Source organism: Cytophaga hutchinsonii ATCC 33406, from assembly GCF_000014145.1.
Classification (GTDB): Bacteria; Bacteroidota; Bacteroidia; order Cytophagales; family Cytophagaceae; genus Cytophaga; species Cytophaga hutchinsonii.
In genome coordinates this window covers 2,238,502-2,260,205 of record NC_008255.1, presented here as the reverse complement: position 1 = coordinate 2,260,205, position 21,704 = coordinate 2,238,502, and the positions used below count along the sequence as shown (strand labels likewise).

The 21,704-nt window shown below is 38.6% G+C and carries 24 protein-coding genes and 4 tRNA genes; 14 read left to right on the top strand and 14 right to left on the bottom strand.

The window, feature by feature from the left end:
* Positions 1-84: 84 nt before the first annotated feature.
* Positions 85-606, bottom strand: a complete 522-nt coding sequence (locus CHU_RS09445) for an acyl-CoA thioesterase (RefSeq protein ID WP_011585312.1) — start codon at positions 604-606, stop codon at positions 85-87.
* Entirely contained in the window at positions 603-1,268 is a 666-nt protein-coding gene (locus tag CHU_RS09440; RefSeq protein WP_011585311.1) for a protein-L-isoaspartate(D-aspartate) O-methyltransferase, read from the bottom strand. Before CHU_RS09440 ends, CHU_RS09445 begins: the two co-directional genes overlap by 4 nt.
* 118 nt (positions 1,269-1,386) lie before the next feature.
* Here CHU_RS09440 and CHU_RS09435 point away from each other — a divergent pair, with 118 nt between their 5' ends.
* From CHU_RS09435 to CHU_RS09405, 7 genes are all read left to right on the top strand, one after another.
* Complete coding sequence (locus CHU_RS09435) at positions 1,387-2,787, top strand: sugar transferase (RefSeq protein WP_011585310.1); 1,401 nt, start codon at positions 1,387-1,389, stop codon at positions 2,785-2,787.
* 116 nt (positions 2,788-2,903) lie between these two features.
* Positions 2,904-3,491 carry a riboflavin synthase gene (locus CHU_RS09430; RefSeq protein WP_011585309.1) on the top strand — a complete coding sequence of 196 codons (588 nt, stop codon included), beginning with the start codon at positions 2,904-2,906 and terminating at the stop codon, positions 3,489-3,491.
* 115 nt (positions 3,492-3,606) lie between these two features.
* Entirely contained in the window at positions 3,607-4,365 is a 759-nt protein-coding gene (locus CHU_RS09425; protein ID WP_011585308.1) for a helix-turn-helix domain-containing protein, read from the top strand.
* A 65-nt stretch (positions 4,366-4,430) separates the two neighbouring features.
* On the top strand, positions 4,431-5,594 hold the full coding sequence (locus tag CHU_RS09420) for an FAD-dependent oxidoreductase (protein WP_011585307.1): 1,164 nt from the start codon (positions 4,431-4,433) through the stop codon (positions 5,592-5,594).
* 145 nt (positions 5,595-5,739) lie between these two features.
* Positions 5,740-6,471, top strand: coding sequence for a hypothetical protein (locus CHU_RS09415; protein ID WP_143144035.1), 732 nt, complete (start codon positions 5,740-5,742; stop codon positions 6,469-6,471).
* The gene (locus CHU_RS09410; RefSeq protein WP_011585305.1) at positions 6,468-6,650 is read left to right on the top strand and encodes a hypothetical protein; all 183 of its coding nucleotides are present in this window, start codon (positions 6,468-6,470) and stop codon (positions 6,648-6,650) included. The genes CHU_RS09415 and CHU_RS09410 overlap by 4 nt, the downstream gene beginning before the upstream one ends.
* Positions 6,651-6,677: 27 nt before the next feature.
* The gene (locus tag CHU_RS09405; protein ID WP_011585304.1) at positions 6,678-7,055 is read left to right on the top strand and encodes a VOC family protein; all 378 of its coding nucleotides are present in this window, start codon (positions 6,678-6,680) and stop codon (positions 7,053-7,055) included.
* Positions 7,056-7,157: 102 nt separating this feature from the next.
* Here the strand turns inward: CHU_RS09405 and CHU_RS09400 are convergent, their stop codons facing one another.
* The 4 genes from CHU_RS09400 to CHU_RS09385 form a co-directional block, all read right to left on the bottom strand.
* Positions 7,158-7,772 (bottom strand): hypothetical protein, encoded by a 615-nt coding sequence (locus CHU_RS09400; RefSeq protein ID WP_041932305.1) that lies wholly within the window; start codon positions 7,770-7,772, stop codon positions 7,158-7,160.
* Positions 7,773-7,853: 81 nt separating this feature from the next.
* Positions 7,854-8,444, bottom strand: a complete 591-nt coding sequence (locus CHU_RS09395) for a phosphatase PAP2 family protein (RefSeq protein ID WP_011585302.1) — start codon at positions 8,442-8,444, stop codon at positions 7,854-7,856.
* Positions 8,444-9,343 carry an oxygen-dependent coproporphyrinogen oxidase gene (gene hemF, locus CHU_RS09390; RefSeq protein WP_011585301.1) on the bottom strand — a complete coding sequence of 300 codons (900 nt, stop codon included), beginning with the start codon at positions 9,341-9,343 and terminating at the stop codon, positions 8,444-8,446. Before hemF ends, CHU_RS09395 begins: the two co-directional genes overlap by 1 nt.
* Before the next feature lie 6 nt (positions 9,344-9,349).
* Positions 9,350-11,779 (bottom strand): BamA/TamA family outer membrane protein, encoded by a 2,430-nt coding sequence (locus CHU_RS09385; RefSeq protein WP_011585300.1) that lies wholly within the window; start codon positions 11,777-11,779, stop codon positions 9,350-9,352.
* A gap of 11 nt (positions 11,780-11,790) precedes the next feature.
* On the opposite strand from CHU_RS09385, the gene CHU_RS09380 reads away from it, so the two are divergent.
* A complete protein-coding gene (locus tag CHU_RS09380) occupies positions 11,791-12,540 on the top strand; it encodes an RNA methyltransferase (protein ID WP_011585299.1) in 750 nt (249 codons plus the stop codon).
* Here the strand turns inward: CHU_RS09380 and CHU_RS09375 are convergent.
* From CHU_RS09375 to CHU_RS09340, 8 genes are all read right to left on the bottom strand, one after another.
* Positions 12,528-13,328 carry a queuosine precursor transporter gene (locus tag CHU_RS09375; protein ID WP_011585298.1) on the bottom strand — a complete coding sequence of 267 codons (801 nt, stop codon included), beginning with the start codon at positions 13,326-13,328 and terminating at the stop codon, positions 12,528-12,530. The two genes, CHU_RS09380 and CHU_RS09375, sit on opposite strands and share 13 nt — an antisense overlap.
* On the bottom strand, positions 13,312-14,253 hold the full coding sequence (locus tag CHU_RS09370; RefSeq protein WP_011585297.1) for a ribonuclease Z: 942 nt from the start codon (positions 14,251-14,253) through the stop codon (positions 13,312-13,314). Before CHU_RS09370 ends, CHU_RS09375 begins: the two co-directional genes overlap by 17 nt.
* A gap of 5 nt (positions 14,254-14,258) precedes the next feature.
* On the bottom strand, positions 14,259-14,642 hold the full coding sequence (locus CHU_RS09365) for an STAS domain-containing protein (RefSeq protein ID WP_011585296.1): 384 nt from the start codon (positions 14,640-14,642) through the stop codon (positions 14,259-14,261).
* 31 nt (positions 14,643-14,673) lie between these two features.
* On the bottom strand, positions 14,674-15,606 hold the full coding sequence (locus tag CHU_RS09360) for a phosphoribosylaminoimidazolesuccinocarboxamide synthase (protein ID WP_011585295.1): 933 nt from the start codon (positions 15,604-15,606) through the stop codon (positions 14,674-14,676).
* 124 nt (positions 15,607-15,730) lie between these two features.
* The gene (locus tag CHU_RS09355; protein WP_011585294.1) at positions 15,731-17,323 is read right to left on the bottom strand and encodes a toxin-antitoxin system YwqK family antitoxin; all 1,593 of its coding nucleotides are present in this window, start codon (positions 17,321-17,323) and stop codon (positions 15,731-15,733) included.
* A gap of 3 nt (positions 17,324-17,326) precedes the next feature.
* Positions 17,327-18,508 (bottom strand): acetyl-CoA C-acyltransferase, encoded by a 1,182-nt coding sequence (locus CHU_RS09350; RefSeq protein ID WP_011585293.1) that lies wholly within the window; start codon positions 18,506-18,508, stop codon positions 17,327-17,329.
* 182 nt (positions 18,509-18,690) lie between these two features.
* Entirely contained in the window at positions 18,691-19,404 is a 714-nt protein-coding gene (locus CHU_RS09345) for a tetratricopeptide repeat protein (protein WP_011585292.1), read from the bottom strand.
* Complete coding sequence (locus CHU_RS09340) at positions 19,404-20,363, bottom strand: VWA domain-containing protein (protein ID WP_011585291.1); 960 nt, start codon at positions 20,361-20,363, stop codon at positions 19,404-19,406. The genes CHU_RS09345 and CHU_RS09340 overlap by 1 nt, the downstream gene beginning before the upstream one ends.
* Positions 20,364-20,488: 125 nt before the next feature.
* Between CHU_RS09340 and CHU_RS09335 the strand changes: the two genes are divergently transcribed.
* The 6 genes from CHU_RS09335 to CHU_RS09315 all read left to right on the top strand — a co-directional run bounded on the left by CHU_RS09335 (position 20,489) and on the right by CHU_RS09315 (position 21,631).
* Positions 20,489-20,577, top strand: a tRNA-Ser gene (locus CHU_RS09335).
* Between the two features lie 96 nt (positions 20,578-20,673).
* Positions 20,674-20,748, top strand: a tRNA-Pro gene (locus CHU_RS09330).
* 85 nt (positions 20,749-20,833) lie between these two features.
* Positions 20,834-20,907, top strand: a tRNA-Arg gene (locus tag CHU_RS09325).
* 74 nt (positions 20,908-20,981) lie between these two features.
* A tRNA-Pro gene (locus CHU_RS09320) sits at positions 20,982-21,056 on the top strand.
* 50 nt (positions 21,057-21,106) lie between these two features.
* A complete protein-coding gene (locus tag CHU_RS19935; protein ID WP_081428658.1) occupies positions 21,107-21,253 on the top strand; it encodes a GIY-YIG nuclease family protein in 147 nt (48 codons plus the stop codon).
* A gap of 180 nt (positions 21,254-21,433) precedes the next feature.
* Positions 21,434-21,631 carry a hypothetical protein gene (locus tag CHU_RS09315; protein WP_011585290.1) on the top strand — a complete coding sequence of 66 codons (198 nt, stop codon included), beginning with the start codon at positions 21,434-21,436 and terminating at the stop codon, positions 21,629-21,631.
* The last annotated feature ends 73 nt before the right edge of the window (positions 21,632-21,704 follow it).

Sequence of the window (21,704 nt, the reverse complement as noted above, 5' to 3'; positions counted from 1 at the left end):
AATATTAAAGTTGTGGTAAGGTAAATTATTTAACAAAAGTGTACGTTTTAATTCAATTTATAGAATACTTATTTAGATGCTATTTTATAGATTTTCAAATAAAGCCTTCAATTCTGTAGCTTCAGAAGGTTTCATCCTGCCAGCAAGGATTAAACGCAATTGTCTTCTGCGCAATGCACCGGCATACAGTTCTTTTTCACGCTCTGTTTCCGGGATCACTTCCGGGATCGGCAACGGCTTTTTATCTGCGCTTAAAGCAACAAATGTAAAAAACGCTTCATTGCTTTTTGTTTTTACTCTGCTTAATACATCTTCCGCCCATACTTCAATATGTACTTCCATTGATGTATGAAAGGCGCGGGTGATTTTAGCCTCAAGCGTCAGAATATTACCAAGCGCAATCGGTGCTTTAAAAGAAACATTATCAACAGAAGCTGTAACTACACCGTGGCTGCAATGTCTCAAGGCACAAATGGCTCCAACAACGTCCATCAGGTACATGAGTCTTCCACCCATTAAATTATTTAGTGTATTTGTGTCGTTGGGTAAAACCAATTCAGATTTTATCACCATAGATTCACTCGGATGTCTTGCCTGGGGATTCATAATTTATTTGTTTTAGCGTTCCAGCCGTCTTTGCCTACCAATGGTACAAAACGGAAGTCGCCGCACTCTTCTTGTGTGATTTCTTTTTCAGTTACTTTAGTGAGGCGCAGCATTTTTTGTGTTTTCTGATCTCCAACCGGAATAACCAATATGCCGCCAACTTTTAACTGTTCCAATAACTTTTGCGGCACATACGGTGCGCCGGCAGTAGCAAGTATACGGTCATACGGGCCGAAGCGCGCTAAACCTTCGCTGCCGTCTCCGCAAAAGAACTGAGCTTTGTAGCCAAGCGACTGAAGCATTTTTTTTGATTTCTCAAACAGACTTTTATGGTATTCAATGGTAAAAACATTTACACCCATTTCAAGAAGAACAGAACATTGATAACCGGAACCTGTACCGATTTCAAGTACTTTCATTCCCGGACTCAGCTTCAGCAAGCTTGTCTGAGAGGCAACCGTATAGGGTTGAGAAATGGTTTGTCCATCACCAATTGGAAAAGCTTTATCCTGATAGGCGTGTTCTAAAAAAGCATTGTCAAGAAAAATATGCCGGGGTACCCGATCAATGGCCTGTAATACCAATTCATCCTGAATACCCTTGTCTCTTAGTATCTTAATGAGCTTTCTTCGTAGTCCTTTGTGTAAATAGGAATCTTCCACCTTTATGAATACTTTTATCCGTTAAATATTTTGAATACTAAAATAGTTCTACTTCTTCGGATTTAATAATTTAGCGTATAAATAGATCCAGATAGTGAATAATTAATTTTTAAACACATTGAAACGACCGTATTATAGTTTAATTCCTGCTTCTTTAGATTTTGTGGCTTCCGTGGTGGCATGGATTATATTCTTCTATAATCGCAAGCAGCTGCTGCATGAAGAAACGCAAAGCATTGAAGTTTCTCTTATTATGAATGCTGCAGTTATTGGTCTGTTTTGGGTTGGACTGAATATATTGGCGGGTTCATACACAGATGTGTTTGGCAAGACACGGATTCAGGAATTATTCAAAGGTTTCAATCATACATTAATTGGTGTGGTAATCATATTTTTTACATTGCTGCTGGATGATCAGGGGATTAATCAGTATCAGGAATATTATAAAACATTTGCTTCTTATTTTATTATACAGTTTTTGTGTACGTCTTTTTCTAAAATAATTTCCTTTACGTATTTACGCGAACAGGTTGCTTCCGGGAAAATATATTTTAATACACTGATTGTTGGTTCAGGTAAAGCTGCACGAAATGTGTATGATGAATTGCAGCAACGTAAGTCTACACTTGGTTTTTCCTTTGTTACCTATATTCCCACACCAATATCTAATGTTGACCTGTGTGCACCAGTATTAAAATCAATCGGCGATCTGGAACGTATTAATACAGTTATTCACCGCTGCCGCATTGATCGGGTAATGATTGCACTTGAAAAAGAAGAACATGAATATCTTGAACAGGTATTGGGATCGATTGAAGGAGAATCTGTAAAAACGAATATCATTCCGGAGAATTATCAGTTAATTCTGGGTTCTGTAAAAGTAAAGTTATTATCCAATTTACCTTTGCTGGAAATTAATCAGGACCTGATACCTGTGTGGCAAAAAGTATTGAAGCGGTTTATTGATATTATTGCTGCATTGTTTGTGCTGGTAGCAGGTGCTCCATTCTTGCTTGTTGTTGCATTGCTTACAAAACTAAGTTCTAAAGGCCCTGTGTTCTATAAACAGGAACGTATCGGCAGAAATGCCGAACCGTTCAAAATTATAAAATTCAGAAGCATGTATATTGATTCTGAAAAATTAGGACCTGCGCTGGCTAACGATAAAGACAGCCGCATAACACCTTGGGGAAAGATCATGCGTAAGACACGGCTGGATGAATTTCCGCAGTTCTATAACGTGCTGAAAGGTGATATGTCGCTGGTTGGCCCACGGCCGGAACGCCAGTTCTTCATTGATCAGATCATGGCACAGGCACCGTATTACAAGCACTTGCATAAGGTACGTCCGGGTATTACGTCCATGGGACAGGTGAAATTCGGTTATGCTGAAAACGTAGACCAGATGGTTGACCGCTTACGTTATGATATTTTATACATAGAAAATATGTCTCTCTCGCTCGACTTCGAGATCATGCTTGATACTGTATTGATCATGTTCCAGGGTAGAGGAAAATAAAAGCTGTGTAAAGTTTAGAGTGTAAAGTGTAAAAGGACGCTTACACTCTAAACTTTACACAGGAAATGTTAGTATATCAAAAGTGAATTATTAAGATTAGAAGATAACCAGAATCAATGTTTACAGGAATTATAGAAAGCTTAGGTGTTATTGAGAAGATTGTTGAAGAGCGGGGCAACCTGCATTTCACAGTACGTTCATCTATCTCGCATGAACTGAAGATTGATCAGAGCCTTTCGCATAACGGAATCTGCTTAACGGTAATTGCATTAGATGACGATACGCATACGGTTACAGCTATTCAGGAAACGATCCGTAAAACAAGTATTTCTGAATGGAAAGAACGTATGCATGTGAATTTAGAACGTGCAATGCCTGCGCACGGCCGATTTGACGGGCATATTGTGCAGGGCCATGTAGATCAGGTTGCCACATGTATAAAACGTAAAGATGAGAACGGCAGCTGGCTGTTTACCTTTCAGTATGATGCTTCCTTAGGAAATGTAACCGTTGAGAAAGGTTCTATCTGTGTGAACGGTATAAGTCTTACGGTAGTAGATTCGCAAAACGATTCTTTTTCCGTAGCAATCATCCCATATACCTTTGAACATACGTCTTTAAAAGAATGTGTTGTTGGTTCGAAGGTTAATATTGAATTTGATATTTTAGGAAAGTACGCTGCGAAGTTGCTGGGAAGGAAGTAAAACATTTCACTTCTTAAAAGAAGTGAAATGTTTTACTCGTTGTGGATATCAAAAAAATATTCATGGTATTGATTGATACCTGTGAATACGTCGGATTTTTTAATACAGTATATGTATGTCAACCTCTACATTCAACTATTCATATGTACTACCTGAACCAGCGCTGGCAGATTTTGTAGAGTCTTTTTGGGTTTTAGAAAATCATTCGGATGAAGCCAAAGAAATTGTTGTATTGCCCGACGGAAGCTTCGATGTATTCTTTGGCTATTCGGTAACAGAACCTTTTCACGTTACATTGTCCGGTATTGCTACAGAATCTACTCAAGCCATACTTGCTGCACAAACAGTAATGTTTGCAATCAGTTTTAAATTTTTAGCATTGGAATATATCCTGCACACACCGCTTGCCGGTTTACTCAATTCAACAGATTATTTACCTAATGATTTTTTAGACATTCAACAAGCAGACCTGAGTGATCTGGAATCGTTCAAAGAAAAAATTTCGTTGAAATTAAAAACGTGTTTACAAAAAAACATTGATCCCAGAAAGACAAAACTGTCTAAGTGTATCTATGATTCCAAAGGTACGGTTACCATACACCATGCTGCTGATAGCTGTGGCTGGAGCAGCAGGCAGATCAACCGGTATTTTCAGCACTGGGTCGGAATTTCACTGAAAAACTATTTAACTATCTTACGGTTCCGTGCATCTTTTTCACAGATCCAAGCAGGCAAACTTTTTCCGGAACAGCAGTATACCGATCAGGCACATTTTATCCGCGAAGTAAAGAAATTTGCCGGTGTTGTTCCCAAAGAATTGAGCCGGAATAAAAATGACCGATTTATACAATTTTCCATTCTGAAGAAGAAGTAGTTTTGATGTACTCATTCAGAAGACTGAATTTTGAATGCGTCATATGAACATAAACAGTTACAGAAATGGAACAATCAGCAATCAATACTAAAAAAATAGCCATTGTAGGTGGCGGCCCCGGCGGATTAACGCTTGCACGTTTATTACAGAAAAAAGGTGCAGACGTACACGTATATGAACGTGATCTGAATAAAGATGCCCGTGTACAGGGTGCAACGCTTGATCTGCATGAAGAATCAGGGCTGGCAGCATTAGAAGAAGCCGGATTAATGGATGCTTTCAGAGCTAATTACCGGCCGGGTGCAGATGCTTTGCGTATCGTTGATAAACATGCAACGATCTTCTTTGACGAGGCATTTGCCGGAGATGCAGATACGTTACAGCGGCCGGAAATAGACCGCGGTCCGTTACGGAAAATTCTGCTTGAATCTCTGCTGCCGAATACGGTTGTATGGGACAGCCATCTGCGTAGCATAGAAAAAGCAGGTGAAGGCTGGCGGTTGAATTTTTATAGTGGTATGTCAGCTGCTGCAGATATTGTAATTGCTGCTGATGGGGCGAATTCAAAAATACGTGCACATATAACACCGTTAAAACCTTTTTATTCCGGCATTACCATTGTTGAAGGTTTCGTATATGATTCTGCACAACAAGTACCTGCTATACATGAGTTGGTAAACGGTGGAAAGGTTTTTGCGATGGCAGATTCTAAAACACTTATTGTAAGTTCAAAAGGGGATGGCAGCCTTGTTTTTTATGCCGGTGTACATGCTCCGGAAAACTGGGTTGCCAATTCCGGCATTGATTTTAAAAATGCAGAAGAAGTCCGGACCTGGTTTAAAGAGACCTTTGCGGATTGGAATCCGCTGTGGTTTGACTTGTTTGATAAAGCTGAGCCGGATTTTGTTGTGCGCCCGCAATACTGCATGCTATTAGATCAATCATGGGAGGCACTGCCTGATTTAACCATGCTGGGAGATGCCGCGCATGTAATGCCGCCATATGCTGGTGAAGGCGTTAATATGGCTATGCTGGATGCGCTTGAGCTGAGCAGATGCTTGTATGATCCGTCGCTGCCAACAGCACAGTTATCAATTGCAGCTTATGAAAGGCAAATGAATGCACGTTTTGCAGAAATCGGAACGTTGACAATGGAACAAACTGCTTCGCTGCATTCGGAAACTGCACTTCAAAACCTGCTGGCAATGTTTGAAAGAGGTATAGATTAATGCTAATCAACCCACAACTGTAAGAGTATACGTAATTCAGTATACGTATTGAAATACGGACATTCTTTTTTTATATTTAGGAGAGGCACGGAAATAGTATGACATGCGTTCGTTAAATCATTATTTGATTTTATACAAAATGAATATGAAAAAAATAGTGATTGTTATTTTTCTTCTGACGGGTATACAAGCGTTGTATGCGTACCCGATTACGCCGCGGCCGTTACGAAAACTCATTATAGAATCTCAATACATCATTTATGCACGTGTAATTGATGTTTATGCTGTAACAAATCAAAATTCCTTTACGGATCATAAAGCAATTCTTGCTGTAGAGGAATTGTATCAGGGAGACAAATTAAACGATACCATTGATGTGTATTTTAGCAGAGCCATGACATGCCCTATGCCTGCTGTGTATGAAAAAGGCACAAGGGTTTTAGCATTTCTTGATAGGGGTAAAGGCAAAAATGCGTATCAGACACATGCACTGTCCTATGGTTCAAAAGAATTGACTCTGGAGGCATTAACTGCTTACAAGTTACGTATCAAAGAGATGCAGCAGATTCATACAATAAACGATTCAGCAGAAAAGAATAAAAAAATAATCGACTGGCTGGTGTGTTGTGCTATCGATCGCGACACCCGATGGGAAGGCGTGTATGAATTGTCTCGCGGAACCGGGTTTCTATCGTATTATGACCGGGGAAAAGATACACTGATCTCCATAGATGCATTGTCAGGCGAGCAGCATACAGCCTTACGCAAAGCCGCATTTGAAATTAAATCTTTTTCGTATGCAGATATGGAACTGATTGATCTGGTAGAAAAGAAAAACGATACAGAGCTGTTACAGTTTTTAACGGATCATTTTTGAAAAAAGCAGATGGTCAGTTCTTGGGAAATGAGCGGGAGGTAATGCAGAAAATCACCTGGATGACTAAGCGTTGCGATCTGGAAAATGTGATGACGAAGATCAATGCTATTTATTATTCAGATAAAAATTACGATGAAAAAATTAATACATTTTCAAAAGAGTTTGTTGATTTGTTATAATTGTTAATCAAAATAAAAATGGATAAGATGAACACAATCGGTTTTTTTGAAATTCAATCTTCTGATCCGGCAAGAGATATTCAGTTTTATAAAACGGTCTTTGGCTGGAAATTTACAAAAGAAGAATTTGTTCCGATTGAATATTACCGGATAGATACTGAAAGCATTTATGGTGGGCTGCTAAAACGTACGGCAGCTTTACCGCTTACGGGTACCGGTACAAATGCCTTTACCTGTTCCATGCAGGTAGAAGATTTTGACCGTACAGCGGAAGTGATTTTATCCAGCGGCGGACAGGTAGCGCTGCCTAAATTTGCAATACCGGGCAGATGCTGGCAGGGATATTTTTTAGATCCGGATAATAATACGTTTGGAATTTTTCAGGTGGATTCGCAGGCGAAATAAGATGCCAATGCAATCTGTTCGAACAGACAGTAAAATAATTTAAAAATATCTGCAGCATAATCAGTTGTTATGATTGATTATGCCGCAGATATACTTAAATGATTAGTTCATTTTTGTAGTCATGTACGTATTAACAGCTTCTCCGAATTTTTCAGCTGTATCAGATTCGTTTAATGCCTTTTTAGACGCTTCAAAAAATCCTTTCATCAATGCTGCAATTTCTACAGGTGTTTTTGTACCACGCGCTGAAGGTGCCGGGAAATACCATTTAGCATCTTTTTTGATCATCTCGGCTTTTGTGGTAGATGTTGAATTACCTTCTACAATCTTTGCTGTTACAAATGCTGTATCACCTGTTTCAACATATTCACCATCTGCCATTTTATCATAAGGTGTTGGGTAAGTAGCCATAGCTAATACAAATGTTCCCATGCCAAAAGCCGTAGAAAATTTTTCACCGAATTTCTTTTTACCGTCTTCAAGAAACGAATCTACCTCCGGTTTCAGGGCTTTCAGGCTTAACATGGCATCAATGTTTGCTTCTTCTTCCGCTGTAGACCAATAGTAACAGGACTTTAATACTTTGGTGTCTGAGCCGGCATCTTTTGCAGCAATAATTAATTCTTTTGGCGTTTCAGCTCCTTTAGGAGATACTCCGCAAGACAACAAAAACACCGAACATAAAATTGTTGCAATTACTGAATGAGTTTTTTTCATAAGAGGTAAGTTGTTAAAATGTAACATATAAAATAAGGGGTATGATTAAAATTTGAACTCAAAGAATCATTCAATTAAAAATCAATGCGTTTTTTGGGGGGGGAAATACCTGCGCTCAATAACTCCTTCAAGCCATACAATAACAGTTGTGGCAAAGATGCCAACCAGCGCACCGCAGAAGACATCACCCGGATAATGTACGCCAAGATATACACGGCTTAGAGAGACAATGACAGCCCACACAAACAAAACGTACAGCAGTGGTTTTGCAGACTGGAAAACATGTTTCAAAAAAAAGAAAAAGAAAAGTGCAAATACATTTGCCGCGTGTGAAGATACGAAACCATACGAACCGCCGCATACATCTTTAATCAGTAAAAGCTGTATGCTGACTTCCGGGTTGTTACAGGGGCGTAAACGTGCTACCACCGGCTTTAATAAACCAGATGCAAGTTGATCTGCAAGGGCTATACAGGCCGCAATTAAAATTAAATTGATCCAGATATGTTTCGGATTTGATTTGCATAACAGAAACAGGAGCAGGGCATACCAGGGAATCCAGGTGAATTTATGGCTGCAGAAAAGCATCACAGCATCCATCCAATCACTTTTAAAGGTATGGTTAATCCATACCAGAACTTCTACATCGATCTGTTGTAATCCTTCTAACATTACAGTGCAAGCCAGTTAGGTTGAGCTTTAAGCCATTCAATTGTCTGTGCTTCTTTGCTTCCGGCTGCAGGCTGAAAGTCGTATGTCCAGTTTGCTTCAGGTGGCAGGCTCATTAAGATTGATTCAATCCGGCCGTTGGTATCCAGTCCGAATTTCGTTCCTTTATCATACACCAGGTTAAACTCTACGTATCTGCCTCTGCGCAGCTTCTGCCAGTTACGTTCTGCTTCTGTGAAGGTTTTGGAGTTGTTGTCTGCAATCAGTTTTGTATAGATCTTTGGAAATAAATACCCGAGCGCACAAACAAATTCAAATAATGATTCTTTGCTAACCGGTGCATCGTTTCCCTGCCGGTCAAAGAAAATCCCACCGACACCTCTTGATTCCCCGCGGTGTTTAATGTAAAAATAGTTATCGGCCCACTCTTTGAATGTCGTATAAAAACTTTCATGAAACTGATCACACAAATCTTTCAGTGACTGATGAAAAGCAACCGCTTCTTCCTTTATCACATAATGGGGCGTGAGATCAATACCCCCGCCAAACCACCAGATACCGTTACTCATTTCAAAGTAACGGATGTTCATGTGAATAATGGGTACCCATGGATTTGTTGTATGCATTACAATAGATACGCCCGTTGCATAGAATTCTGCTTTAGAAAGCTTCAGCGCATGTAATATATTATCCGGTGTTTCGCCATGTACGGCAGAAAAGTTTACACCGCCTTTTTCAAGAGTGTTTCCATCTGTAATGATTTTACTTTTTCCGCCGCCGCCTTCCGGCCGTGTCCATTCATCTGTTTTAAATGTCGCCTTGCCGTCAGCTGTTTCAAGCGCGCGGCAAATGTGCTGCTGAATTTTCTGAAATTCGTTTTCGATGTGTTCTTTTGTAAGCATGAGGTATTAGAAAGGATAACCTAAACTGAAGTTATAGACCGGCCTGTTATTTTTATCTTCAAATTTGAATAGTACATACCGGTCTTCGAGTGCATTGGCCGGATCCCAGGCCTTGAATGCAACATCCAGACGCACGATGATGAAAGTGAAATTTAAACGAAGACCCGCACCGGTACCGATGGCAATCTCAGGAACCGATTTGAAATATTTGAATTCTCCTCCGGGTCTTGTTTTATCTTCCTGCAGCAACCATACGTTACCGGCATCAATAAAATAAGCACCTTCAATAAAGCTGTATAATTTTCTTCTGAATTCGAAATTCGTTTCAATAACAATATTACCCGGTTCTTCATTGGTATATTGTTTTGTTTCATCCGGGTTTGCATAAGAGCCCGGTCCTAAACGTCTGTAGCGCCATGCACGGATAGAATTGGAGCCTCCGGTAAAGAAATATTTTTCGTAGGGTAAAATATTGTTACCATGTTTCTGACCGGATGTTCCAAAAGGTTTAGATAAGCCAACATTCAGACGAACGGCAAGAACTGTCTTTTCTTTGATAGGCCTGTAGTATCTGAAATCCGCCTGTAGTTTATAGTATTGATAGTACTGAAGCCCAAAGAGTCTGTTATTATCTTCGTGTGTAATATTTCTGTTGATCATATTGGGAATAAGTCCGCCGAGTTCAAACGATGGCCTGAAATAAAAGGACGGTGTTTTTTTTCCAAAGATATTATTACTGAACGTATACGTTAAATTCATGTTGGTTACAATCGAAGGCAGGAAACTTACATACAAGTTGTTTCCGTTTACACGTAAGTTGTTCAGGTATTCAGAAAACTCTACCATGTTGATGGTTGAGTTTATGATGTTAATATCAACAGGTGTAAAGGAGAATTGTGAATACGGACTTGTTTCCCATAAATAAATGAACTGGGACCTGAAGCCATAGCGGTTGTATTCGGGTCGCTGTGTAGAATTGTAACCAAACGTAACACGGGTTTTTGCATTGAACTTTGCGGCCTTAAACCGTATGCGGGTAGGGGATAATAATTGCGGGAATGTTAAACTGGTACTGATGCCCCATTCAATGGTTTGTAATTTGTTTTGATTGTCGAGTACCGAAGCTTGTCCTTCAATGGCGTAGCGCACATTGAAATCCAGTATTTCATAGTTCCCGAATATATTTCTATTTCTGAAATTTACATTAAAGAACGGACCCGGTATTACGCCTTGCACAACATTTAATCCATATTCCTGCGAGATAGAAAATTTTTGAAGCCGGTTGGTGTAGATCAGCATGTCTAACGTAGAGGAATCCCTTTTGATAATATTTACATTCACAAAACGGTACATATCCATGGAGCCGAGCTGCTGCTGTGTTTTGATCAACGAATCCTGTTTGAAGTAACTGTTGTGACGTGTGAAAATTTTTCCGTCTAAAATCTTATAGTTGTAAGGTGTTTTATTTCGGCAGAATTTTAACGAATGATATTCCAGTGTATCTGTGTATGTACTAACGCTGTCTGTATTTCCTGTTACAGGAATGTAGATGATGTTGTTTAATTTATAACGCGTATGTACCGTATTGTCTATAGGCTGGTCAATTTCCAGCGTCAGTTTGATTCCATTATTTCCGACGGTTGAATCAACAACAAAATTTATGTATGCTTTAGAAAATTCATAGTAGCCTCTGTTTTTTAACAGCTTGTATAAACGATCGCGTTCTAAATCAATTTTACTTTGATTGTATGCATCTCCTAAATATATTTTAGTGCCTTTCGTATTTTTTACAATATCCAATATTACTGAATCTTCAATATCATAATCAAGAATGCTGTATTTGTATTGATTGCCCTGATTGACTTTATAGGTTACAAATGCTTTTCTTCCAAGCGTATCAATATTATATTTTACCTGATTATTAAAATATCCATTACTTGATAAATAATTTGAGATCTGTGCGTTGGTATATTTAATAACAGAGGTATCAAGGATAGATGGATATTCGCCGAATGACCCCATCACCCAGTTACCATGAATCAGTTTGTTTTCCAGCTTCGCAATTTTTTTCTTACGTTTTGCAACCAAGGCTAAATAACGTTTTTCACTGTGGGGTTTCTTCGTTATTTTTCTATCGTACCGTACTTTTGTAGCCTGAATTTCCTGTTTGATGAAAGTGGTATCATAAAATGATTTCCCTATGTAGTGAATCGTAAGGTAAGGAGTAATACCAAAAAGTTTGTATTGCGCTTTTTGTCTGTAAAGTGCATTGATGTCAGAATTATTTATATGTTTGGTACCTTTGGTTTGCTGTACGTACAACATGTACTTACCTTTGTAATCGGGATCGGTAGCAAAATAACTAATGGAAGGTTTACAACCCTGAAGCAGAAGGATTGCGAGTATGCCTGTAAAAATGTAATATAGTAGCTTCAATGCGTATTTAGATGTTAACGAAACAGACTGTAAAATTCACTAAATCTCTTCAAAATAAGAAATTTCGAAGACTTTATAATCAATTTATTATTGAAGGCGAGAAGTCTGTATTAGAAGTACTTTCATCTGATTTTAAAATTCAAAAGCTATTAGTGACTTCTTATTTTCATGCCAAGTACAAAGAGCTACTCGCACCGTTTTCAGGCATTATTGAGCTTGCGGGTGATACAGAGCTGGATTCAATAGGCTCTTTGCAAAGCAACGATGCTGCTATCGCTGTATGTGCCGTAAATGAAGTGTTATTGCCGGAAACCATTAAAGGTGAGTGGGTGATAGCCCTGGATAATATCAATGACCCCGGTAATCTGGGAACCATTATACGTATTGCGGATTGGTATGGAATCAGTAAAATCATCTGCTCTGAAGATACAGCAGATTTCTATAACCCTAAAGTTATCAATGCTTCCAAAGGTTCATTTTTGCGTGTAAAAGTTCATTATACGGATCTGTCAGCTTTTTTAAAGCAACAACGTGTATCGGTGTATGGTGCAGATCTTCATGGGGAAAATATACACACCGCTTCATTTAAAGAGGTAGGTATATTGGTTATGGGCAATGAAGCGCATGGCATCAGTGAAGGCGTTAAAGCATGCATTACGCAGATGCTGACTATTCCAAGGTTCGGACAGGCTGAGTCGTTAAATGTTGGGATTGCTACAGCGATATGCTGCGACCGCATCAAATCTGCTCAGTCGGTATAGCCGGACGTATTGGCCTGGTCAATTACGTCTTCGGATGCTTTTGCTCCAAGATACTTATCGATAAAATGATGCGCTACGTACAGCAGCGGCGTAAGCAGTACGGCTACACTGAACTTGTAGATATAATTGATGATACCAATGGAAAGTACTTGCTGCAGTGTCCATTTATTGGGACCGGCAAGCACATAAAAAGCAATAAATAAAACAACAAAACTATCAATCAGCTGCGACACCAGTGTTGAACCTGTAGCGCGGAGCCACAACCATTTTTCACCTGTTGATGCACGGATCGCATGAAACACATATACATCCAGCAATTGTCCGATCAGGAATGCTGTAAGCGATGCTATGATAATGGACTGTCCTTGAGAAAAGATCCGCTGAAAGGCATAGTCAATATTAAAGGGCTGGCCGTTTGCATCGTGGTTATTGACATCAAGCCAAAAATCGGCAGGAGTTGTATGTGTGGAAATGAATAAGACAAAAAAGCTGTAAATAATTAATCCAATGGCCAGGTAGGTGGCTTTTTTCACGCCTTTTTTGCCAAAATATTCATTAATGATATCTGTGGAAATAAAAACGATCGGCCAGATCAGCGCTCCGGCAGTAAGATTGAAATCAAGTTTAAAATCTGTAAATAAAGAAAGTTGTGCCGGATCAAGATGAAATGTTTTTTCCAGGGAAAATATTTTCACACCGATCATCTCAGCCAGAATAGCATTGGTAATAAAAATTCCTGCGAGAACAATAAATAAATTTGTCCGCTTCTGTTCAAGAGTTGTCTTCATGGCTTATACGATCGCTTACATAGAAACTGCTTCCTTCTGTACCCAGATAGGTGTGTTTAAAAATAGAACTGGCTTCCAGCAGAAATGGTTCTGTATCGTAATACCGGGAAGAGAAATGACCAATAATTAATTTTCCTGCTTCGGCTTCTTTAGCTACCTGTGCGGCCTGTTTAGCAGTTGTATGATATGTTTTGGCAGCCCGGTCTGCAAGTTCATCCAGAAAGGTACTTTCATGATACAGCAGATCAACGCCTTTGATGTATGGAAAATACTGTTCGTTCACTTTCGTATCTGAACAGTAGGCATAGCTGCGCGATTTTAATGCAGGCATGCATATTTCACGTACCAATGCTTTTACATTCCCATTTTCATCGTATACATCTATGCCCTGCTTTAGCTGTGCAATTTCAAGCAGGCTGAGATCTTCAGGTAATTTGCTTTTATTGAGTTTGTATGATTTTGGTTTTTCTTTAAATAAAAAACCATTACAGCGAATCCGGTGTTCAAGCGGAATGGTATATACGTCTACCAGGGGATGATCCAGAATGTGTTCACTTCCTTCATTTTCCAGTGTTGTATAATGCAGGGGAAATTGCAGAAGCGTTTCAGAATATTTCAGCTGTATCTGAATGATCTCATCCAAACCCGGAGGGCCGAATACGTGTATGGGATTTTTTCTTCCATACAGATTCATGGTACTTAACAGGCCAACCAAGCCAAAAAAATGATCGCCATGCAAATGGCTTATAAAGATATGACTGATTTTTGTGTGGTTCAGTTTATACCGGCTTAATTGATATTGTGCCGCTTCACCACAATCAATCATAAAATAATCGTTGTGTATTTTTAATAGTTGGGCCGACTGATATCGGCCCTTTGACGGCGTTGCCGAACTTGAACCTAAAATGAATAGTTCAAAATCCATTATATTTACTCAGCAGATTCTTCGTCTTCTAAATCTCCTTGAATTTCATGAAGAAAAACAGCATCAATACCTTCTTCAACTGTTGGAAGCAGTGTTAAGATCGTATCCAACTGAGAGATCTTCAATAATTTCATTACGTGATCGTTTACATTGCACATCACAAACAAACCACCACTATTATTACATACACGGTTACCGATCAGGATAGAACTTAATCCCGATGAATCCGCATACTTAACATCTGTCATGTTTAAGATGATGTTATTGAAACCCTCAGCATTAAGCGTAACTAATTCTGTTTTCAAATCAGGTGCTGTAATAGAAGTAAGTTTCTCTTCGTGTAATTGAAACAGAACGTACTTCTCTGTTTTTTCAACTGTGTATTTCATATTGTTGTGTAATAAATGCGATTGAAATAAATTATAAAGCTTTTAAAATATTTTTAAGAATACGCTCTTCCGGATTGGACTCTTCCGGCTTTTTGAATGATTCCCCGATTACTTTTTCGTATAACTCAATGTATCTTTCAGAAATACTGGATACAATTTCGTCTGTCATAACAGGTACGTTTTGTCCCTCTTTACCCTGGAAACCGTTTTCGATCAGCCATTGGCGTACAAACTCTTTTGATAATTGTTTCTGTGCTTCGCCTTTTGCCTGGCGTTCCGCATAACCATCGATATAGAAATAACGGGAAGAGTCGGGCGTATGGATTTCATCGATCAGATAAATTTTATCACCAACTTTACCAAACTCGTATTTTGTATCTACTAAGATCAACCCTTGTTTCTCAGCTAATTCAGTACCGCGCTGAAACAATGCCTGTGTATATTTTTCTAATTGAATGTAATCTGCTTCACTAACAATACCGCGTGCCAGCAGGTCTTCTCTTGAAATATCCTCATCATGACCTTCATCTGCCTTTGTTGTAGGCGTAATGATGGGAGCAGGGAGTTTATCATTTTCTTTTAATTCTTCCGGTAAAGCGACACCGCATAAGGTACGCTTGCCTGCTTTGTATTCACGGGCTGCATGGCCGGCTAAGTAACCGCGTATTACCATTTCAACTTTGAATGGCTCGCATTTAATACCGATACTAACAGATGGGTCCGGAACAGACAATATCCAGTTGGGAACAACGTCTGCCGTTTGTGCCAGCATTTTTGCGGCAATTTGATTTAAAACCTGACCTTTGAAAGGGATTGCACGGGGTAAAACCACGTCAAAAGCCGAAATACGATCGCTTGCTACTACAACTAATTTATCGGCAACGTAGTAAACATCACGAACTTTGCCTTTATAAAATCCAGTCTGACCTGGTAATTCAAAACGAGTCTCTTTTATTGCATTCATACAGAAGTACTATAATGCTTCAAAGATAGGTTCAAAAAATGAGCTTTAAAAGGGATTGAAATCGGAAAGTGTTAATTTATAGCGTATATATCTGAAATAGGGGAGTTATCAACATTATTGCATACTATTCATACACTTTTTCAGAAACAACAAAGTCATTCTTGTATTGTTCTCTTTTTTTAAGTTTACCTGTATCAGAAAAATATTTCCATTCACCGTGCTTTTTATCATTGATGTAATTGCCCGTTATTTTTATCGTACCTGTCTCATAATATTCCTTGTACAAGCCGTATTTTCTGTTGCTTTTATAAATAATAGTTTGAGCGAGCGTGCCATTACTGTGGTAATAACTGAAGGTGCCGGTCTTAATGTTGAATGCATAATATTCTTTTGCAGAAACAGCACCCGATTCATAATAGCTAAGCACTTCACCATTGGCTTTTCCTTCTGTATAGAGCGTTTGCTTACGTAGTTGACCCGTTTCATAATACTCTTTAATAATTCCGCTGGGAACAAATGTGTTTCCTGTAGCCTGCTGTTTTACCAGGTAATCGCCTTCAGTTTTTAGTTTTCCGGTTTCATAAAAATATTTTACAGAAACTTCAGTACCATCACCATTATACTTTTCAAGTTTACTTACTTTTCCATTCTCAAAATAGCTGGTATTTTCACCAACCTTTATTCCGTTTTTGTAATGAAATTCGTGTTTCGGTGTACCTGTATCATACCAGCCTTTGTTTGATCCGTTCAGTTCACCGTTCACAAAAGATCCTTCCAGTGTCAGCTGTCCGTTTTTACTGTAGCTTTCAAACCGGCCTTGTTTTTTTCCTTTCTGTAGCGTAGAAGCTGTTTCCAGCTGACCGTTTTCGTAATATGTTTTGAAGGAACCATTTAATATGCCATAGCTGTATTGTTCTTCTGTTTGAATACTGCCGGAAGGATAATATGTTTTAGTGAAACCATGTTGTGTATTCTGGAGATAAGAGGATTCAGAAAAAAGTTTGCCATTTCTAAAGTACTGCTTTACAACACCATCAAGTATACCGCGGTCGTATTGTGCTTCTACACGTTTCTCTCCTTCAGGAAAATAACTCGTAATGACACCATGCAATTCATCGTTGTTGTACGCACCTTTTTGTGCGGGGATGCCATTTTCAAAATAACTGATGAAAGGCCCGGTACGCACGCCCTTTGAAAATTCAGACTGTATTTTTATTTTTCCGCTTGGGTAGTATTCCGTGTAGGTGCTGTCAGCTACATCGTTGTATAAATAGCAGGTCTTTGTTTTATTTCCGTTCGCATTGTAATACGTATAAAATACATACTGAATGCTGTCAGTGCTTTTTGCTCTTACGGGTACAAAGGTTTCCGTAGCAATGATCTTACCTGTTTCTGCGTAATAACAGGCGGTATCAGTTTTCGAATTTTTGTGATACCGCGCACGGTATTTCACTAAACCATGTTCATAATATTGTATGTAGGTGCCTTCTTTTTTATTGTTCAAATAGGTACAGTAAATAAGCGTATCACTGTTTTGTGAGAAAGAATAATAGTATCCGTTTTTAATGGTTGAATCGTCAGGTAATACCTGGTATTCTTCGCGTACAGCTGTTGCCATTCCGATGGAATCATATGCAGCAAAGTAGGTACGAATAACCTTTTGCGCCGAAGCTGTCAGAGATAACAGAAAAATAAAAACGAAGATACCGATACGCATATTTTAAGCTAAGTTTTCAATAACAAGTGCGCTGGAGCCACCGCCGCCATTGCAAATACCTGCAACACCCAAACGAGCGTTGTTGGTTTTTAGTATGTTTACTAATGTAACAACAATACGTGCTCCGGAGGCACCAATCGGATGGCCCAATGAAACCGCTCCACCCCAGACATTAGCTTTGCGGCTGTCAATACCAAGTTTGTTGTTAATAGCCAGGCATACAACAGCAAAAGCTTCATTCAATTCAAAGTAATCAATATCCTGTATGTTCAGTCCTGCTTTCTCCAGCGCTTTATTAACAGACAATACCGGAGCTGTTGTAAACCACAGCGGGTCCTGCGCAGCATCTGCATACGATAAGATGCGGGCAATGGGAGTGAGGTTATATTTTTTTAAGGCATCTTCGCTTACGAGAATTAATGCGGCAGCGCCATCGTTAATGGATGATGCATTGGCAGCGGTCACCGTTCCTTCTTTATCAAAGACGGGTTTTAACTGGGGGATTTTATCAAAATTTACTTTTGAAAATTCTTCATCCGTGTCAACAACTGTTTCCTGTCCGGGCTTACCTGATATATTTACCGGTACAATTTCGTTTTTAAATGAACCGTTTTGCCATGCAGACGCTGAACGTTTATAGGATTCAATTGCATATGCATCCTGCATTTCACGGGTAATATGTAATTCCTTTGCCGTGTTTTCTGCTGCGTTGCCCATGTGGCAGTTATAATATACATCCCACAAGCCATCTTTTATAATGCCGTCAATCACCTGGGCATTACCAAGTTTATACCCCTGGCGTGCTTTGTCTAGGTAGTAAGGCACATTTGACATGCTTTCCATTCCACCGGCAACAACAATCTCCGCATCGCCGCATAAGATCTGCTGAGTGCCAAGCTGTATAGCTTTCATGCCGGATGCACACACTTTATTAATCGTAGTTGCCTCTGTTGAATCCGGTAATCCCGCAAACTTCGATGCCTGGCGTGCCGGAGATTGGCCAAGACCAGCGCTTAATACATTTCCCATGTATGCATTCTGTATGGCGTCAAGTGGAAGTTCAAGATTATTCAGACAGCCTTTAATAGCAGCTGCGCCAAGCTGCGAGGCGTTTAAAGAAGATAGAGAACCGGCTAAACTGCCAATAGGTGTACGGCTTGCCGCAACAATATACACAGGTTTCATAAAAAGATGAATTATGAATTATGAATTATGAATTATGAATTATGAATTATGAATTATGAATTATGAATTATGAATTATGAATTATGAATTATGAATTATGAATTATGAATTATGAATTATGAATTAATTTTTTGATGTAATCTTTTTCAATTCATCATTTATAATTCATAACTCATAATTAACTACCAATCCGGTTTGTTTGCATCATGCGGAACATGTTTTTGCAATTGATTGTAATATTGCATTTCCTGTTCCTGAATATACTGAAGAATTTTTTCTGCACGTTGCTTACTCAGACGCTGTTGTTCATACAGCATGCGGTAATACATGGTAGACTCACTCGTTCCGTTTGCGTCAAAAGTATTTTGTGTAGACAGGGTATTGTTTGGAGTAGTATCTTCTTTCTTTTTGGAAGATTCATTATCGCCTTTTTTTGAACCGGATTGGCCGTCTGTATTTGTTTCTTTCCGCAGGGTGATTTTTAAAAACTCATAATTAAATGCGGCCGTTTTATTTCCCGGATTTACACGCAGGGCTTCTTTGAAATAAAACAAGGCAAGTTTATAATGTTTGGTGCGGTGCTGAATAATACCTAATTGACAAAGTGCAGTTGAACGTATGCCAGGCTCTGAGCCGATAGTTAATTCTGTATACAATTTACTTGCATTATTATAATCCTGAGATCTGTAATATGCATGTGCTAAATTAATTTTAACGTGATCAGAATTGGGTTCATATTTAGCAAGCAATTCATCATAATACATGATTGCATCCGAATAAAAATGCGTAGAATAGGCCTCCGCAGCTTGTTTCTTTAACGTGTTTGCACGTTGAATTTTATTGAAATAAAACCACGGGGAAGAAAATACAGAAAGAAATAAGAGCAGCTTGATCATTATATTTCAACTGTTTTTACAGTAATTAATATGTCTAATATAATTAAAGCGATGGCAACATATAAGAAATAGTAAAACTTATTTCCCGCTACTTCAATTTTAGAAATACCTTCATTTTTACCTTTATAATTTCGTATAGCAGTATACAGAGCCGGTTCGTTATTTTGACTGTTACTCACTTCGTAATAGGTTGCTTTGGTGGATACAGACAAGGCATTCAACGATTCCTTTTGCAGCATGGAAATTACATCATCGCCGTTTTTATTTTTCTTATACGATTTATGATAGGGAATCCGGCTACCAACTTCGGTACCGATGCCAACAATATTGAAATCTGAAAATGCATCGGTTTTAATCTGTTGTACATCCTGTGTAATACCTTCACCATCAGAAAGCATGATCACTACACAGGGTTTTAAATTGCCTTCTTTTTTATAAGTAGTCAGATAGTTGTTGGCCATACGTAAGGCATCGTACGTATTTGTTCCGGTATAGTCAAACAAGGAAGTAGTAGCAGTCTGCGAAAAGGCTAAAAACGTTTGTGTATCAAATGTTAACGGACATTGAATCGTTGCTCCGGAGGCATAGCTGATTAAACCATATTGATCGGTAGGGTTTTGATTTACAATGTTATGAATAATGGTATGTGCTTTTTCCAGCCTGCTGGGAGAAACATCACGGGCATCCATTGAAAGGGAAACATCCAGAATGAACAGTATGTTTTTAGACCGTATGGTAATTTCACTTTTACTTTTTCCGAATGATGGGCCAAGTAAAGCAATTAAGAGACAGGAAATTGCAATGCTGCGAAGGGCAAATTTGATGTATATGCGGTAACGTAATGTTGCGCGGGTTTTTTTGGCGATACGGTTGATGCGGAAAAAATAGATAATATTAATCAGCAGAAAAATACCTGCGGATGCATAAATGAACCAGGAAATGGGAGAGTGGAAATGCATGGTAACAGATTAATTTCCAAGCTACGAATTGCCTTTTACAATTCAAAAATTAAATATTTGTGGAAATCTTTTGGACTATACTATGGTTTATTACAAACAAAATACTACCTTTGTGAAACTTTTAAGGAGAGGTGACTGAGAGGCCGAAAGTAGCCGTTTGCTAAACTGCCGTACGTGTTAAAGCGTACCGAGGGTTCGAATCCCTCCCTCTCCACAGTTAGAAGAGATTTCAGCCTTACAGCGGCATCTCCTCAAAAGTAAAAAGCGAAAGCTTGAAGTTCTTTAAAAGTTAAAGGAGTAATCCTTAGTTCGGGGTGTAGCGTAGTCCGGTCATCGCGCCTGGTTTGGGACCAGGAGGTCGCAAGTTCGAATCTTGCCACCCCGACATTTCTTTTACCAAAGTTTCAGGTTTACTTGAAACTTTTTTCATTTAATTGAGGGCCTTGTTGTAAGGTTTGAATACTAGTATTGATCCCGTAGCTCAGCTGGATAGAGCAACTGCCTTCTAAGCAGTAGGTCAAGCGTTCGAATCGCTTCGGGATCACAGATTGTAAAGGAACGATAGATTCGCTCCTTTTTTTAATGTCTTGTTCGTTTAGTGTTGTTGTTTTTGTAGTTCGGGGTGTAGCGTAGTCCGGTCATCGCGCCTGGTTTGGGACCAGGAGGTCGCAAGTTCGAATCTTGCCACCCCGACATTTAAAGGCTCAAGGAAACTTGAGTCTTTTTGCTTTTATTTTTATCTTATGTTTACAGTATATATTCTATATAGTGTTTCTCTTAAAAAGTATTATGTTGGTCAGACCAATAATTATGAGAGAAGAATTAACGATCATAATTCAGGTCAATCTAACTATACTTCAAAAGGAATTCCCTGGATTTTAATTTATTAAGAAGATAAATCAGATAGATCAGAAACAGTTAAATTATATACTACTTGGCATAATATTCTGCTATCATTTTTCTATTTGTATTCAGCATAATCTTCTATTCAAAAAACGTTAAAAACTCATTTTTTTTTATTGATAGTTATATCGTTACTTGGATTATATTAAATTTTAATTTAAAGTATTATGAATCAAAATGAATTATTTGAAATAGGTAATGAAAGAATATATACTTTCAAATTAGCAAATGGTAAAGGATATCATGGTATTATTGACCAAAACTATCCAAATTCTATATCCCAACATTTCATAATTGATCGTTTTGAAATAAAAAAATTTAATAAAGCGAAAAATGAAAATAATCAACTGTTTTATCATCAATAAGAATCCCAGTTTTAATAAAGGATATTATCTCATGGCAATGAATGTATAAAATTATTTGTTTTTATTATAATTA